This window comes from Burkholderia sp. lig30 (assembly GCF_000687455.2).
Classification (GTDB): Bacteria; Pseudomonadota; Gammaproteobacteria; order Burkholderiales; family Burkholderiaceae; genus Burkholderia.
In genome coordinates this window covers 1-13,865 of the sequence record NZ_JGVW01000072.1, presented here as the reverse complement: position 1 = coordinate 13,865, position 13,865 = coordinate 1, and the positions used below count along the sequence as shown (strand labels likewise).

8 protein-coding genes and 2 pseudogenes are annotated in these 13,865 nt (G+C 61.7%); 4 read left to right on the top strand and 6 right to left on the bottom strand.

Features of this window, described 5'->3' with window-relative positions:
• The first annotated feature begins 222 nt into the window (after window positions 1–222).
• Window positions 223–2,832, top strand: coding sequence for a DUF6600 domain-containing protein (locus LIG30_RS26790; RefSeq protein ID WP_038712095.1), 2,610 nt, complete (start codon window positions 223–225; stop codon window positions 2,830–2,832).
• A gap of 100 nt (window positions 2,833–2,932) precedes the next feature.
• Here the strand turns inward: LIG30_RS26790 and LIG30_RS11120 are convergent.
• The 3 genes and pseudogenes from LIG30_RS11120 to LIG30_RS11115 form a co-directional block, all read right to left on the bottom strand.
• Window positions 2,933–3,328, bottom strand: a pseudogene (locus tag LIG30_RS11120) (thymidylate synthase); the annotation flags it as partial.
• 321 nt (window positions 3,329–3,649) lie between these two features.
• Entirely contained in the window at window positions 3,650–3,955 is a 306-nt protein-coding gene (locus tag LIG30_RS25250) for a helix-turn-helix domain-containing protein (RefSeq protein ID WP_268760698.1), read from the bottom strand.
• A gap of 138 nt (window positions 3,956–4,093) precedes the next feature.
• Entirely contained in the window at window positions 4,094–4,330 is a 237-nt protein-coding gene (locus tag LIG30_RS11115) for a helix-turn-helix domain-containing protein (RefSeq protein ID WP_038712093.1), read from the bottom strand.
• Between the two features lie 170 nt (window positions 4,331–4,500).
• Between LIG30_RS11115 and LIG30_RS11110 the strand changes: the two genes are divergently transcribed.
• A complete protein-coding gene (locus LIG30_RS11110) occupies window positions 4,501–7,245 on the top strand; it encodes a sensor domain-containing protein (RefSeq protein WP_051994970.1) in 2,745 nt (914 codons plus the stop codon).
• Between the two features lie 744 nt (window positions 7,246–7,989).
• Complete coding sequence (locus LIG30_RS11105) at window positions 7,990–8,910, top strand: CHAD domain-containing protein (protein ID WP_160326692.1); 921 nt, start codon at window positions 7,990–7,992, stop codon at window positions 8,908–8,910.
• A gap of 106 nt (window positions 8,911–9,016) precedes the next feature.
• On the opposite strand, the gene LIG30_RS11100 is transcribed toward LIG30_RS11105, so the two are convergent.
• The 3 genes from LIG30_RS11100 to LIG30_RS11095 form a co-directional block, all read right to left on the bottom strand.
• Window positions 9,017–9,556: a hypothetical protein gene (locus LIG30_RS11100; protein WP_038712091.1), complete on the bottom strand. Its 540-nt coding sequence runs from the start codon at window positions 9,554–9,556 to the stop codon at window positions 9,017–9,019.
• 160 nt (window positions 9,557–9,716) lie between these two features.
• Window positions 9,717–9,914, bottom strand: coding sequence for a DUF3562 domain-containing protein (locus LIG30_RS25245; RefSeq protein ID WP_083493990.1), 198 nt, complete (start codon window positions 9,912–9,914; stop codon window positions 9,717–9,719).
• Window positions 9,915–10,064: 150 nt separating this feature from the next.
• Window positions 10,065–11,852 (bottom strand): GGDEF domain-containing protein, encoded by a 1,788-nt coding sequence (locus LIG30_RS11095; RefSeq protein WP_038712090.1) that lies wholly within the window; start codon window positions 11,850–11,852, stop codon window positions 10,065–10,067.
• 1,517 nt (window positions 11,853–13,369) lie between these two features.
• Between LIG30_RS11095 and LIG30_RS11085 the strand changes: the two are divergent.
• A pseudogene (locus tag LIG30_RS11085) lies at window positions 13,370–13,865 on the top strand (hypothetical protein); the annotation flags it as partial.

Sequence of the window (13,865 nt, the reverse complement as noted above, 5' to 3'; positions counted from 1 at the left end):
ACGGACCGCCACCGCTCAGCCACCGCGGCAGCGACGGCGGTGCACGATCGGCCGTGCGTCGTGTGCCGAACCGTCGCGACACGCGCCGGTTCGCGGACAAGATTTGTTACACGGTGGGCGTCCCGCCTTACAAAACACCGGTTCCGGAAACAGGCCGAACGGATAGAGTGAGTTCAGCGGCACGAATCGACGCGCCGCGATCACGAGACGAAGACGCTCATCATGGCCCCCCTGTTCTCCCTCAAGCGCACCACCCGCTTCACGCTGCTCGCGTTCGCCGTGCTGGCCGCCTTGCCTCCCGCCTTCGCGCAATCGTCCGGGAGCCCGCCGTATGCGGCTGCCCGGCAGCCGGGCGGCGATCCGCCCGGACGCATCGCACGGCTCAATTTCCTGTCCGGCGCGGTGACGACCGAGCCGGCCGGCACCGACAGCTGGTCGTACGCGGCCGTTAACCGGCCGCTCACGACCGGCGACCAACTCTGGAACGACACGCGCGCGCACTCGGAGCTGCACATCGGCTCGACCGCGGTGCGGCTCGGCGAATCGACGAGCCTGTCGATCCTGAACCTCGACGACGCGACGACGCAACTCAAGATCGGCCTCGGCACGCTGTCGACGCATGTGCGCGCGTTGCCGCCCGGCACGTCATACGAAATCGACACGCCGAACCTCGCGCTCGGCATCGACGCGCCCGGAGATTATCGCGTCGACGTTGCGCCGGACGGCGCCAGCACGACGGTGACGGTGCGGCGCGGCAGCGCGACCGTCTACGGCGACGCCGGCCAGTTCCCGCTGTCGCCCGGCCAGCAGGTCACGTTCACCGGCACCGGCCTGCAGGTCGCGCAGCAGTCGCCCGCCCCCGGCTACGATCCGTTCGACCGGTGGGCGGCGGGCCGCGACGCGGCCGAGGACCGCTCGGTGTCGGCCCGCTACGTGTCGCGCGACATCCCGGGCTATCAGGATCTCGACGTGAACGGCACCTGGCGCGAGGACCCGGCCTACGGTGCGATGTGGGTGCCGAACGACGTTCCGTCGGACTGGGCGCCGTACCACACGGGGCACTGGATCTGGCAGGCGCCCTGGGGCTGGACGTGGGTCGACGACGAGCCGTGGGGCTTCGCGCCGTACCACTACGGTCGCTGGGCATACGTCGACGACAGCTGGGCCTGGGTGCCCGGCCCGCTCGTCGTCAGCGCGCCCCCGGTCTACGCGCCGGCGCTCGTCGCATTCGTGGGCGGAGGCGACGACGGCGCCGACTGGAGCGTGAGCCTCGCGGTGGGCGGCGCGGCCGCGGCCGGCGTCGCGTGGTTCCCGCTCGGCCCGGGCGAGCCCTGGCGGCCGGGCTGGGGCGGCTGGAGCCCGCACTACTACGACCGCGTCAACCGGACCGTGGTGGTGAACAACGTGAACATCACCAACATCCACAACACCTACGTCAACTACCGCGCGCCCGGCGCGATCACCGCGATCCCCGCCACCGCGTTCGTGCACGGCCAGCCGGTCGCGCACTTCTCGCAGCACGTCGATCCGCAACAGTGGCGCAGTGCGCGCGTGTCGCCCGGCACGCCGGGCATCGCGCCGGTGCGCCAGAGCTTCACGAGCGGCTTGCGCGCCGCCGCGTACCAGCCGCCGGCCGTCGTCGCGCAGCGGCCGGTCGTCGCGACCCGCAATCCGGCCGTGCCGCCCGCCTATCGCGACGAGGCGGCCGCGCACCTCGCCCGGCAAGGCAGGCAGGTGCCCGGCGCGGGCGCCCCCGTGGTCAAGACGACGCCGCCGCCCGACTACACGCCGCGCCCGGTGCGTGTGCCCGGTAATCCGCAGGCCGGCGGCTGGGCGATGCGCAACGTGCAGCTCGTCAATCCACACGGCCCGGTCATGCAGCCGTCGCATGCGCCGCGCGAAGGTCAGCCCGGCGGCGCGCACGCCGGGCTGCCTGGCGCACCGCAGCCCGGCCTCGGCGCCGCGTCGAACGTGCCCCGGCCCGCGACCGGCGAAATACCGAATGGCGCCCGGCCAATGAACGGCGCAGCTCCCGGCACAAGCGGCCCGATGAGCGGCGCGATGCCGGACGCACGGCAGCCCGCGAACGGCGGCGCAACGCGCCCGGCCATCGTGCAGGAGCGCGGCGTGCCGCGCCCGCCGTCTCCGGGTGACGCGCCCGCCCTCCGCGGTGACGCGCGTTCCGCGCCGGCGTGGATGCAACCCCACCCGCCGCTTGACCGGCAACAGCCGGCAACGAGGCCGTCCGGCTTGCCGCCAGCCGCGCCTCCGGCCGCACCGGCCGCACCACCACCGCGTGCGCGCGACGCGACAATGCCGCACCCGGACGCCGCGCCCCCGCCTCAAGGACGCATGCAGGTTGCGCCGGTCGCACGCGAGGCCGGCGCAGCACCCGCGATGCGTACCTGGCCGCAGCCTCGTCCGGACTACAGCGCGCCGGCGCCTCAGCCGCAGCCGCGCCCGGAATCCGCCGCGCCGATACCCCGCCCGCACGCCGAGTACACGGCGCCGGCCCCGCGTCAGGAATATGCGCCGCCCCGCGTGAACAACGAATACCGGCCGCCGGTTGTTCATGAAGCGCCGCGCCCGCAGCCGCAACCTCAAGTTCAGGCGCCGCGCATGGAACCCCGGCCGCAGATGCAGGCGCCCCGGGTGGAGCCGCGCCCCGCGCCGCAACCACCGCCGCAACCACCGCCGCAACCACGCCCCGCGCCGCCACCGCCACCGCCACGCCTTGCGCCGCCGCCACCGCCGCCGCAACAGCACGCGCCAGCCACACCGCCTCCGCCAGCCGCGCACGACGACAGCCACGCGAACCGGCACCACGAATAACCGGTCCGGCGCATGAAAAAGCGGCCCGGCCGGCTTACGCCGATCGGGCCGCGTCGCGGCATGCAGCGGATCGCCGGCCGCGCTGCGCCGGCACGCGCGATCAGACCGCCATCGGCGCGGTCAGCGGCTCGTGATGGCGATAGCCGACGAGCGAGAAGTCCGTGGGCTCCACCTTTTCCAGCCACTCCGGCGCATACACGCCGGTCTGCGCATAGTCCGGCACGCGCGCGTCGATCGCGAGCCGCGGGCTCTCGTAAGGCTCGCGCGCGAGCTGCTGCTGCAGCATGTCGAGCTGGTTCTCGTAGATGTGCGCATCACCGATGAAGTAGGTGAACCAGCGCGGCGTGTAGCCGGTCAGGCGGCCGACGAGCGACAGCAGCGCGGCCCCTTCGGTCAGGTTGAACGGCGTGCCGAGCCCGACGTCATTGCTGCGGATGTACAGACACAACGAGATCTCGCGCTTCGCGACGTTCGGCAGGAACTGGTACAGCAAGTGGTTTTGTGACTCTGTTCGCTTTCTAGCGTGAAATTACGGGCAACGGTTGCAGTGCTTTTTTTATAAATGGGGCAAGCCGGCGAAGCCGGCGCGTCAGACGTTCGAGTGTGTGCAACTCTGGAACCGCCCGCAGGGCGGCTGTCCACACCTTTTGGTGTGGGCAGCAGAGTTGTGCACACGGGGAAGTGGCACGACCGGCTCCTAACGAGAATTTCAAGTCGTTTCTGAACTTTTCGACTTTTGCGGGTCTCGCCCGTTGGATTGATGCGATACCGGGAGTCCACCGTCAGGCCATTTCGACACGAGGTCGCATCCACCACTTTACGATTCAGCCGACCGGTGCCAGCCGTTTGCGCGCCTACTCACCAGCTCGCTTATCCCGCGTCTTCTTGCGGTCCCCTTCCTCGGCACCGGTTCTTCGTCCCGCTCAATAATCAACTCCACCGAATCGACGCCGAGCGGGGGGGCCAACGATACAAGAGTGTCGACCATGACGTTCGACCGTCCGCGCTCGATTGCGCTGACCTGAGTGCGATGCAAGCCAGCACGGTCCGCAAGTTTTTCTTGGGACATGCCTTGTTTGCCACGAAGGAGCCGGAGGTTCGGCGTTGCCGGGACTCGGTACACGGCATTTGTATGAGCGCCGCCGGTGCAGCGGTTCTTGTTACGCGTGAGAAGTCGACACAACGTTCTCTGCCGAGAACCCGAAACCCATCACCAGCAAGCAATTTCGACGAGCTCACTCGAGCTGAACTCACGACTCGCCTAACGGCCAAGTAACTCCGCTGGGTCTACCCCGAGCCCAGAGGCGAGCTTTTGCAGGTTGTCAAGCGTAATGTTAGTCGCAGCCCGTTCGATATGGCTCACATACGTTCGGTGGAAGCCGCACTGGACGCTGAGCGCTTCCTGGGAGATGCCTTTTTCCGAGCGCAGGCGCCGGACATGTTCTGCCAGCCGGCGTCGGAGGTACGGGTCGATGTCTTTGCTGTCGGTTTCGGTCATGGCCCGGAGGTTGGCGCAACATGACCTTTCCGTCTACTTCGCAAACGTATACTTTACAAACATATACTGCGTAAACGTATACAATAGTCGCTTCGCGGAAGATGCATGCTTCCGAGGAGCTGTCGCACATCGACTCCCCTTGGAGACAACCGCATCGATACAGCAGAACGATGGAGGTTCTCGCCTCATCCAACCGTCAAGTGATGCGCGCGAAGACGAGCGACGGCGTCACCTATCGACTCTTTGGCAAGCCCGGATGTTTGGGGACGTTGGCGGCCGACGCCACCATTGGCTCCACTGTAGGCAAGTCCTCATCGGATGCAAAATGGGTCACGGATGCCGTACTGGTCTGCGGTGCGACGGCGTCGATTCTGCTGCTTGCACTGATTCGCTGGAACTCGCTCATCTCACGTAAACTGAGAACAGCCCTGCACTCGGCCGACACGTCTCGGGCGAAGTACCAGCGATTCTTTGACGAACATCCATTGCCTATCTGGATATTTGACGATGCCTCTCTGGGCATCGTTGCCGTCAATGGTGCTGCGTTACGTGCATTCGGCTATTCCGAATCTGAGTTATTGAACATGTCGATGCGGGATGTGTGCCCGGCAGATGAGCTCGCACGCCTGACCGACGCTCGCGCATCGAAACCTGAAGGGGTCTACGGCGAAACGCAGTCAATCGGCGTATGGGTGCATCAGACGAAGGCGGGGGAACGTCGCTCGATGGACGTTCATTACCTGAACGTGGAATTCGAAGGTTCCCCGTCCACCATGGCTGTCATGGTGGATGTCACCACCGAGACGATGGCCACGGCAGAGTTGTTCAAGTCGAAGCAAACCCTCGAGTATGTACTCGACCATATTCCGCAGGGCATTGCATGGAAAGACGCCGACCATCGCTATGCCGGCGGCAATGAGATTTATGCGCGGGATGCGGGGCTGCCGTCCCGAAGTGCCTTGATTGGTCTGACCGACTGGGAGTTGCACTGGGGTGACGACCCGCAGGAGGTCCTGAATGAAGATGCGCGCGTGATGCGTGGCCGAGTGACCAAAAAGCACTATGAACGTGCGGCGGTTGCCGTCGATGGCTCGGAAGTCTGGATTTCGGAAACCAAGTTGCCGCTGAAAGACCAGAGCGGCGCCATCACTGGCGTACTTATCGCGTACGAAAACATCACGGCCCGACGCAATGCCGAGTTGGCTCTGCGCCTGCAAGCCAGGGCGATAGACGCAAGCATCAACGGAATTATCATCGCGGAACGACGGGATGACCGTCATATCGTGACGTTCGCGAACCGGGCCTTCGAACGCATCACCGGCTATTCGCCGTCAGACGTAGCCGGTGCCGACTGCAATACGCTCTTTGGGGGGGCAGGTGAGGCGCAGACGTGGGAGCACGTGCGCCAGGCCATGGACAGCAACACCGAAGCGAACGTCACGCTGTTCTGTACACGCAAAAGTGGTGAACAGTTTTGGGTCAATGTCCTCGGCGCCCCGGTGCGCGACGAGAGTGGCGCGGTCACTCACCATGTCTGTGTCATGAGCGACGTCACGGCATTGGTCGAATATCAGACTCGCCTGCAGCATCAGGCGCGGTACGACGCATTGACTGACCTGCCAAACCGCACTCATCTCGACGAGCGCCTGACGGAGATGATTCGGCGTGCTGCCGGGAGCGATGACCAGGTATCAGTGCTCTTTCTCGACCTCGACCGCTTCAAGGAGGTCAATGATTCGCTCGGCCACCGCGTAGGCGACGCGCTTCTGGTGCGCGTCGCGAAACGCTTGCAGCGACTGGTACGCTCCGGAGACCTGGTCGCGCGTTACGGCGGAGACGAGTTCCTCATCGTTGTCGAGCCGTTGAAGGATGGACAGTTGATACCGATGCTCGACAGACTGATTGCCGGGATGGCCGAGCCATTTCATGTGGACGAGCAGGAGCTGTATATCGAAGCCAGTATTGGCATCAGCACTTATCCGCTCGACGGAGAGGATGCCGACACCTTGATACGAAACGCGGATGCGGCAATGTACCTGGCGAAGGCGAATGGACGAAACGGCTACCAGTTCTACCGACCGGAGTTGCATCGTGCAGCCGCCGAGAAACTGCAGCTTTCGACCCGGTTGAGACAAACGGTCAAGGCCCAGGGCTTGCGGGTAGCCTATCAGCCCCAGATTGACATGATGACCGGGCGTGTCGTGGGCGTCGAGGCCTTGCTGCGTTGGCATGACGCTGAGCTTGGCAACGTATCGCCTGCCGTATTCATCCCTGTCGCCGAAGAAACGGGAATGATTCGGGACATCGGTGAATGGGTGCTGCGCACGGCGTGCCTGCAGGCTGGGCAATGGCGCGACGCGGGCCAGGCGCCCATCCGGGTGTCGGTCAACGTTTCGCCGCTCCAACTGGAGCATTCCGACCTGTTGAACATCGTGCGCTCCGCGCTGGACGACGCCGACTGGCCGGCGGAAATGCTTGAACTCGAAGTGACGGAAGGCGCACTCATGCGCAATGCCGAGGCGGTAGCGCGGGTGTTGCGCGACTTGCGCGAGCTTGGCGTGAAAATCGCAATTGATGACTTCGGCACCGGTTACTCAAGCTTGAGCTACCTGAAACGCTTCAGTATCGACCGTGTCAAGATTGACCGGGCGTTCGTCCAGGAAATCGGCCGCGACACCGGTTACGAGGCGCTGACGGTTGCCGTCATCGCAATCGCCAACGCGTTGAAATTCGATGTGGTCGCAGAAGGCGTGGAGCTCGATATTCATCGGCGCTTTCTCATCAAGCACGGCTGCGTCGAAGGCCAGGGTTTCCTGTACAGCGCAGCGGTCTCCGAGGACGCAATTGCGAACATGCTTCGACCCATGTTGCCCGGTTCAACCGACGCGCCGGTACCTGTTGACGCAGGCTCCTAAGCCAAACTCCGCCACCCTCTACCGAGCGCCGGCGCCCTCAACAACCGAAAACTGCATTAAGTGCCACACCAATTGCGAGCGCACATATAAAATGTGTCAACTTGGTGACACGACAACATCTAATGCACTGCAAAGCATGTGAAGAATTGCTTCAATCCGGGCCGAATGGCAATGCTCATCCCACTTTGGTTCAGGACGGTCAGGCCCGGAAGCATCGCCCAATGTTCAGCGCACGGGTGAAGGTCGCCTTCTATCGATGCTCCGTGTGCGGCACGTGGTGGCTTCTGGAAGAAAATCCGAATAGCACGGCGGACAGTGGCTGGAGCCTGGTTGGAAAAGACAGGAGCATTCTTCGGCCACCAAACAGTTAAATACACGTCGTGGGCGCTGCTCCGCGAATCAACGGACACAGTTACCTCGTCAAACTGTCAGGTAGGTGAAGGCAATAAGCAGTAAATTGGGGCCGTAATCCGGGGAATTCGCGGGACTTTTTCCGAATGGGCCTACCCCCTCTCGCCGGCGCGCCAGATTCGTGCCGGAATTGACGGGCATCGCTTGTTCGGGTCATTGAAGGCGCTCGAATTCCGTGTTTGAGGATGAACTGGCGTCCCGCGTACCTCCGGTTCGCCCCCGATTCCATGGCCAAGTAAAAGGGGCGCTTGACGCTCATCAAGTGCCGGTGGGCTTTCTCATTGGATGCTGTTCCACGTTTCTCACTCTTTCCAGTTACTGGAAGGTCACGCGATGAATCAGCCATCTGCGAGCCCGGCAGGGCGGGAATCGAACGAAACGTCCTGCCGACATCTGTCCTCCGCCCGCCAGCTTTCGGGCCTGGAGAAGCCGGGCACATCCGTTGACGAGGCGTTTCTGCTATTGGCCACCGCGACCGCCCAGGAGGCTGTGCGGCGGGCGGACCAGGTCGATTCGCACGCCGACCCAGAGGTATTTCACAAGCTGCGTGTTGCGCTGCGACGGTTGCGGTCGCTCTGGTGGGCCTACCGCCCCCTGCTCGACGAGACCGATGCCGAGCGTTGGCGAGACCAATTCAAAGTGCTCGCGGCCGCTGCCGGCAAAACGCGCGACTGGGATATCGTGCGCGAACTGCTCGTCGCATACGAATCGGCCCGGCACCCACGCACTTCGTTGCTGACGTGTGTGGACGACCGTCGTCGCGAAGCGGTTTCGTTCAGTTGCCGCACCATCCAGGAAGCCGGCCTTAAGGAAATACTGGAACGCGCAATGGACAGCGCCAACGGTCAGCTGGCTTCTGCCGCCTCGAAGCCGCCGTTGGCGGAATTCGCCAAGGACCGGGTGAAACTGGCCGAAAAAGCCCTGGAAAAGTGCGTAAAACGTGCCACCTCGCATGAAGTGTCCGGCTACGCGGCGCTTCACGACGTCCGGATTACGGGAAAGAAGTTGCGGTACTTGCTCGAATTTTTCTCGCCCGTCCTCGGCGTCAGCCATCAAGCAACGATTGAGCGATTAAAGGATGCTCAGGACGAACTGGGCGCGCTGAACGACATCGTCGCCAGCGAAGCGTTGCTGCGTGAATGCGCATCCCGATTCGGCCAGCCCGATGCCGTCGACGAAGCTATTGCCTACTTGCAAGACCAGAAGAAACACCGCATTCACCGGGCCTACGAGATGCTGCGGGCGGCCCGATAGTCCGGTGATACGCCGATGGTTGGGGTGTTACCGAGATAATCTGGCAGCCCTTCGGTCGCTCTCTGACATCGCGCCAACATACCGGTGGGCGCGTCAAGGTGCGCCATCAAGCGCGCGGGTCGTCTGCCGGCGTCTCGAGCTTGGCATGGCCGGCTTTACGATGCGGCACCGGTTTCGCGGCACCGTTCGGGATTTCGTGCTCTGTCGCCGTGCTCGTATTTGCGGGGCGCAACAGCGCGCCCCACGCCGTCATGGTGATTTGACCGCCTGCAGCGGTCGTTTCTCTCAACCGGTCGATGAAATCGAGCGCATCGAATTGGTGTTGCGCAAGCAGCGCCTCCCCGGCGGCGATGAATTTGGCGTGCGCTCCCCACATCAAATCGCGAACGTCGGACCAATAGGACTGAATCCCGTCGATGGTCTGCAGTGCGTGATTGGCGAGCTGTCGGTGTGACGCATGTGCCTGCGTTGCTGCCCCGACTAGGGTTCGCGCGTCGTGACTGGCCAAGAGGGATGATTCAGCAAACCGCGCATTGGCCGTCACTAGCCTTTCGAGGCAATCGAACGATGTGGCCCATAGCGCGACCATGAAATCGGTCCCCGCCTTTTGCGCCACAGCCTCGGGTCTCTTCGCGACATCGCTCATGGCTCGCTCCTTGAAGCGGAAATCTTGACCTGCCGCGAGGAGACCACGGTGGCCTGCCCCCAACGGCTAACGCACGCCTCTACCAGCTTCATCCTGTCTGGGAAGCGTAGAACACGCTCATGGCAGTCGTTTGACTTGCCCCGCGAAGTGGGCGGGCGACTCAGTGGCGGTCTGGCGGATTAGAGCGCAGATTTTCACGGACGCGTCGCGCGACTAACAAGGGAAGATAGTCCGTGATGGTTGCACCGTCGCTGAATTCGGTCCACACGTCCGAAAACATCTTGGACACGGTTTCGGTTGGCGTATGCAGGTCTGCTGCAATTGCTCGGACGAGTTCTTCCGTATTGTGCTGAGCCATGATGCCCTCCCATGCGCGGTATCCGGACAGTAGAGGTTCAATTAGATGCGACTTCTCGTGCGCGAGCAAATTGAAACAGCCTATCGCTGACCGATGTCACGCATATTGTCTGAAGTTGTCCGCCTGGGCACCATCTAGGCGCGCCGGCCCTCAGCTACAACAGGTGGACGGAACCTCGCAGCAAGCGGCACTACGAGGACAGTCGGCAACATGGAAGCTGTCGTCCGATTTTTTGGCTTCGCGCTTGGCGATTGCAGCGAGTGACGCAATCGCATCACCATCAACATCCAGTCCCGCAGAGACCGGCACCACACCCACGGCAAGGGTCACAAACGGATAGAAGCGCAGGTCGCCGTGGCGGTCTTCCGCATGTATGCCTCCTGCCTTGATGTCGGCAGGCGTATACAGTTGCCTGACGCCTTCATTGAAACGCTGCATTGCAGTCCGAAGCCGTGACTCCCAGTCTTCGCTCTGATAGAAAATCAGGAAATCGTCGCCGCCGATGTGGCCGAGGAAATCCCGGCGCGGGTCGCAGGCTTCCTTGAGAATGGATGCGGCGAGCTTTAGCATTTCGTCTCCCTTCCAGTAACCGTATTGGTCATTGAAGGGCTTGAAGTTGTTCAGGTCGCAATAGCACGCTCGAAATGGAGCACCGCGTTCGACCAGCCGCTTGATGTGCATGTCGATGGGAATATTCCCTGGCAGCGAGGTAAGCGGGTTGGCATACCGCGCCGCCTCGATGCGAACCTCAGTGACTGCCCGCACCAGCGATTCTCCCGTGGCCACTCCGACATATTGACCGTCTTCGACGACAATCACGCCTTCCGCGAGATACCGCTGGTCATCATTCGTCAACAGTTCGGCCAAGTCATCCGTCGTGGCCGACTTCTCGACCATCACGGGCGACAAGTTGGCATATGCCATACAGCTCTTCCGGCCATAGATTTCCCGGTGGAACGGACGCGCATAGGCATTCTGAAAAGCACGACGATTGAGCAACCCAACCGGCTTTCCGCCCTCGACAATGGCAACCGCGTGCAGGTCAGGGCATTGCGTCAGCAGGTCGAACGCGTGATTGTTGGTCGCATCGGGCGACAACGTTGGGGCGATGGTAACCAGCTTCCCCACCGAGAAGGCGCGTGTGGTCTGCGAAGTGGCGTCCGGAAATACGGTTATCGCCCTGTCGCGAATCACAGAGCGTGCGGCCTCCTCCAGGTGTTCAACCGGCTCCCATTTTGGCCGGCCCAGAAAGAATCCTTGACCATAGGCAATTCTTAAGTCGCGACAAGCCATCAGGTCTTCTGCGTTCTCAATTCCTTCGGCGATGAGCTGAGTGTGAGCAGCTTCTGCAATTTGGCGCAGTGCGCGCAACACTTCGATGCGAACCGGCGACTTGCCCGCGCCATCAACAATTGCGCGGGCAATCTTGATGTAGTCCGGCCTCAAACCTTTCCACGACGTCAGATTGGCGTTGCCTGAACCGTAGTTGTCGAGTGCGAGCTGCATCCCCGATGCTCGCAAGTGGCTGACGGCAGCCGCGAGGGTGCTCAAGTCACCGATGGCCGCTTGCTCGGTCAGCTCGATGACGATACGGTCCGAGCTCAACTGCAGCGTTGAGAGATGTGCAAGCAGCTCGTCTCGACGCTCAGCGAGTTCGCGGATGGCGTCTGCGCTGAAGTTCACAAAGAGCTTGCCTGGCAGCCGCGCTTGCCCGAATGCGGTGAGCGCTATTTGCGCGGCGCCACGCTCCAACTCGAGTGCGGCGCTCTCGAGCTGCGCACGTTCGAACAATGCCGCTGCGCTCTCCAGGGACGTTCCCGCCGGCCCACGAATCAGCGCCTCGAAAGCGATAACGTTACCCGAAGTGAGCGCGCCAATGGGCTGGAACGCGGGACGCAGCAGCTGTCTTTCGATACATTCGGCAATGGATGCGGTCATGGACGAAAATTCACCTAATAGGCAGCCGAATTATCGTCGTCGGCCGGCAACGTTCGACTCCGTCGATGACACTTCTAGCGAGTGAGCAAAAGCGGTACGTCGTCTGATTCTGTCGGCGTTGAAATCGCCGCTGCTCTATTTCGGCAAACGGCGACTACCCTTCAAGTACCTTTCGCGCTCTTGACGCGTCGATGGGAAGTTGAGCAACACCAACCGTTTGTTCGGGTTAACGGTAATTTGACAAAGTTTAACAGTGCTTGAGCTGTGCTCGTTGAACAAGCAAACGTTTAAATTAATTTAATTTTTCTATTGCACCATATCGCCAATTTTCTCCACAAATTATTGCATGACTACGGTCATTGACAGCGATGCCGTCATGGCGCATTTTCCGATGCGGCGCTGGTCCGATTGTGGGGGCGGTTGTCCCTGCTGATGGGGGCAGGATGTTGTGCTGTCAGCCCATGCGCTACCGGGCGAAATGGAATAGCGCGCCGATTTGCTGAACTGGTACGCGCAGCGGCTTCTCTGCCATGCGGTTCGATTGGCTCAGCAAGCGTACGGCGCAGGATTGGCTCACGCGCGGTACGCACTTATCCAAGCAAACAGGCTGCACGCGACGGAGGCAAAGTCGGTAGTGGATGCATCAAGCCATCTGTTTGAGCGAATCGGGTATTGAGGACTGCCGGGCACGTGCAGGGGTTTCCCGAGGTCGATACGCCCCTATAGGCCGATTGGGATGTGCTCCAGCGCCGCTATCACCGCATCCTCGCTACGTTTCGTCGATGCCGATAGCAGCGAGGTGGCAGAACCGCACTTCGATACATACCGGAAATCCGGTGAATTGGGCGGGAGCTCTCTGGAACCGTGACCAGACGATGACTGAAAAAAGGCCGGACACCACGAGGTGCCGGCCAAAAAGATTCTGGCCAAATCCGAGGGCCATTGCCAGAACCTGAGAGAGCGTAAAGTATGTCATGACGTGACATACACACCCCAAAAACCTTACTGCAATCCAGGATTACTTCCTTGTCTGCTGACATCCGCCTTCGTCATCCACTGATGACCTCGTGCCTTCGAGCAAAGCCGAACTCACTTGCGTAGGCGCGTAGATTCATCACGCCGGTCAGGAGAAGGACGATAGTATCTAGCCGCGCCGCTGGCGCTAGTTTGCCAAGAACACACGTATACCCTCATACCGGTGCCCTGCCGAGGTCATACACTCAAAGCGCAGTCTCGTTGTCTCCTCCAGCTTTCGGCCCGCCGAGCGCGGGCTTTTTTCTTGCCTGCGAGGATTGAAATACACTGTTCTTAATCGCCAGTTAAAGTGTACGATGGGCTGCCCGCCAGGATTCCTGCGGGAAATTCGGAGCATTAAGTTGTGCACTCACGCACTCCGAACATCGTCAAGAGGCTGACCGCAGGCGCACGTGGTTGTGCCGGTGCGGCAGGCTTTGATGCTCGGTTTGAGAGACGATAGCGAGTGAAAATCGTCGGAGAGTAATAGACAGGCACCGAATTTGCCCGCCCTCACGCTTCAGCTAGACAACGTAGAAGCGGCATCGAAAGGCCACGAGCCGCCAAAAAAAATGCACAACGCTACGACGAACGATAACGAATCGACGACTGTGGGTACGTCGGATGCCAAAACGTGGCAATCATTCTTGGGGAAATATCAGCATCAGCCCGAGATGGAGCAAGCGCTGCTGCGAATGATACTGAGTCCGCTATGGCTCGTCGTCTATGGCATTGTGGCCATAGTTCATCCGACGGCAGCGGCCAATGCGATGGTCGCCGCTTTTTTATTTTACGTCGCATTTAGTGTTGTCACGTACCTTACCGTGCGATTTATGCCTGCTCCGTCGCACACACGACTCGCAATTTCGACCGTCATTGACCAAGCCTCGGTCATCCTGGCGTTGGCGGTAGGCGGACGACTTGCATTGCCGATGCTCTGGGCAATTTTTTGGTTTATTGTCGGTGCGGGCGGTCGGTACGTAAGCGTTCGGCAAACCC

Coding starts and splice junctions, on each gene's coding strand:
- LIG30_RS11095 (WP_038712090.1), bottom strand. CDS start 11,852: ATGACCGCATCCATTGCCGAATGTATCGAAAGACAGCTGCTGCGTCCC.
- LIG30_RS11110 (WP_051994970.1), top strand. CDS start 4,501: ATGGAGGTTCTCGCCTCATCCAACCGTCAAGTGATGCGCGCGAAGACG.
- LIG30_RS25245 (WP_083493990.1), bottom strand. CDS start 9,914: ATGGCTCAGCACAATACGGAAGAACTCGTCCGAGCAATTGCAGCAGAC.
- LIG30_RS11100 (WP_038712091.1), bottom strand. CDS start 9,556: ATGAGCGATGTCGCGAAGAGACCCGAGGCTGTGGCGCAAAAGGCGGGG.
- LIG30_RS11115 (WP_038712093.1), bottom strand. CDS start 4,330: ATGACCGAAACCGACAGCAAAGACATCGACCCGTACCTCCGACGCCGG.
- LIG30_RS26790 (WP_038712095.1), top strand. CDS start 223: ATGGCCCCCCTGTTCTCCCTCAAGCGCACCACCCGCTTCACGCTGCTC.
- LIG30_RS11105 (WP_160326692.1), top strand. CDS start 7,990: ATGAATCAGCCATCTGCGAGCCCGGCAGGGCGGGAATCGAACGAAACG.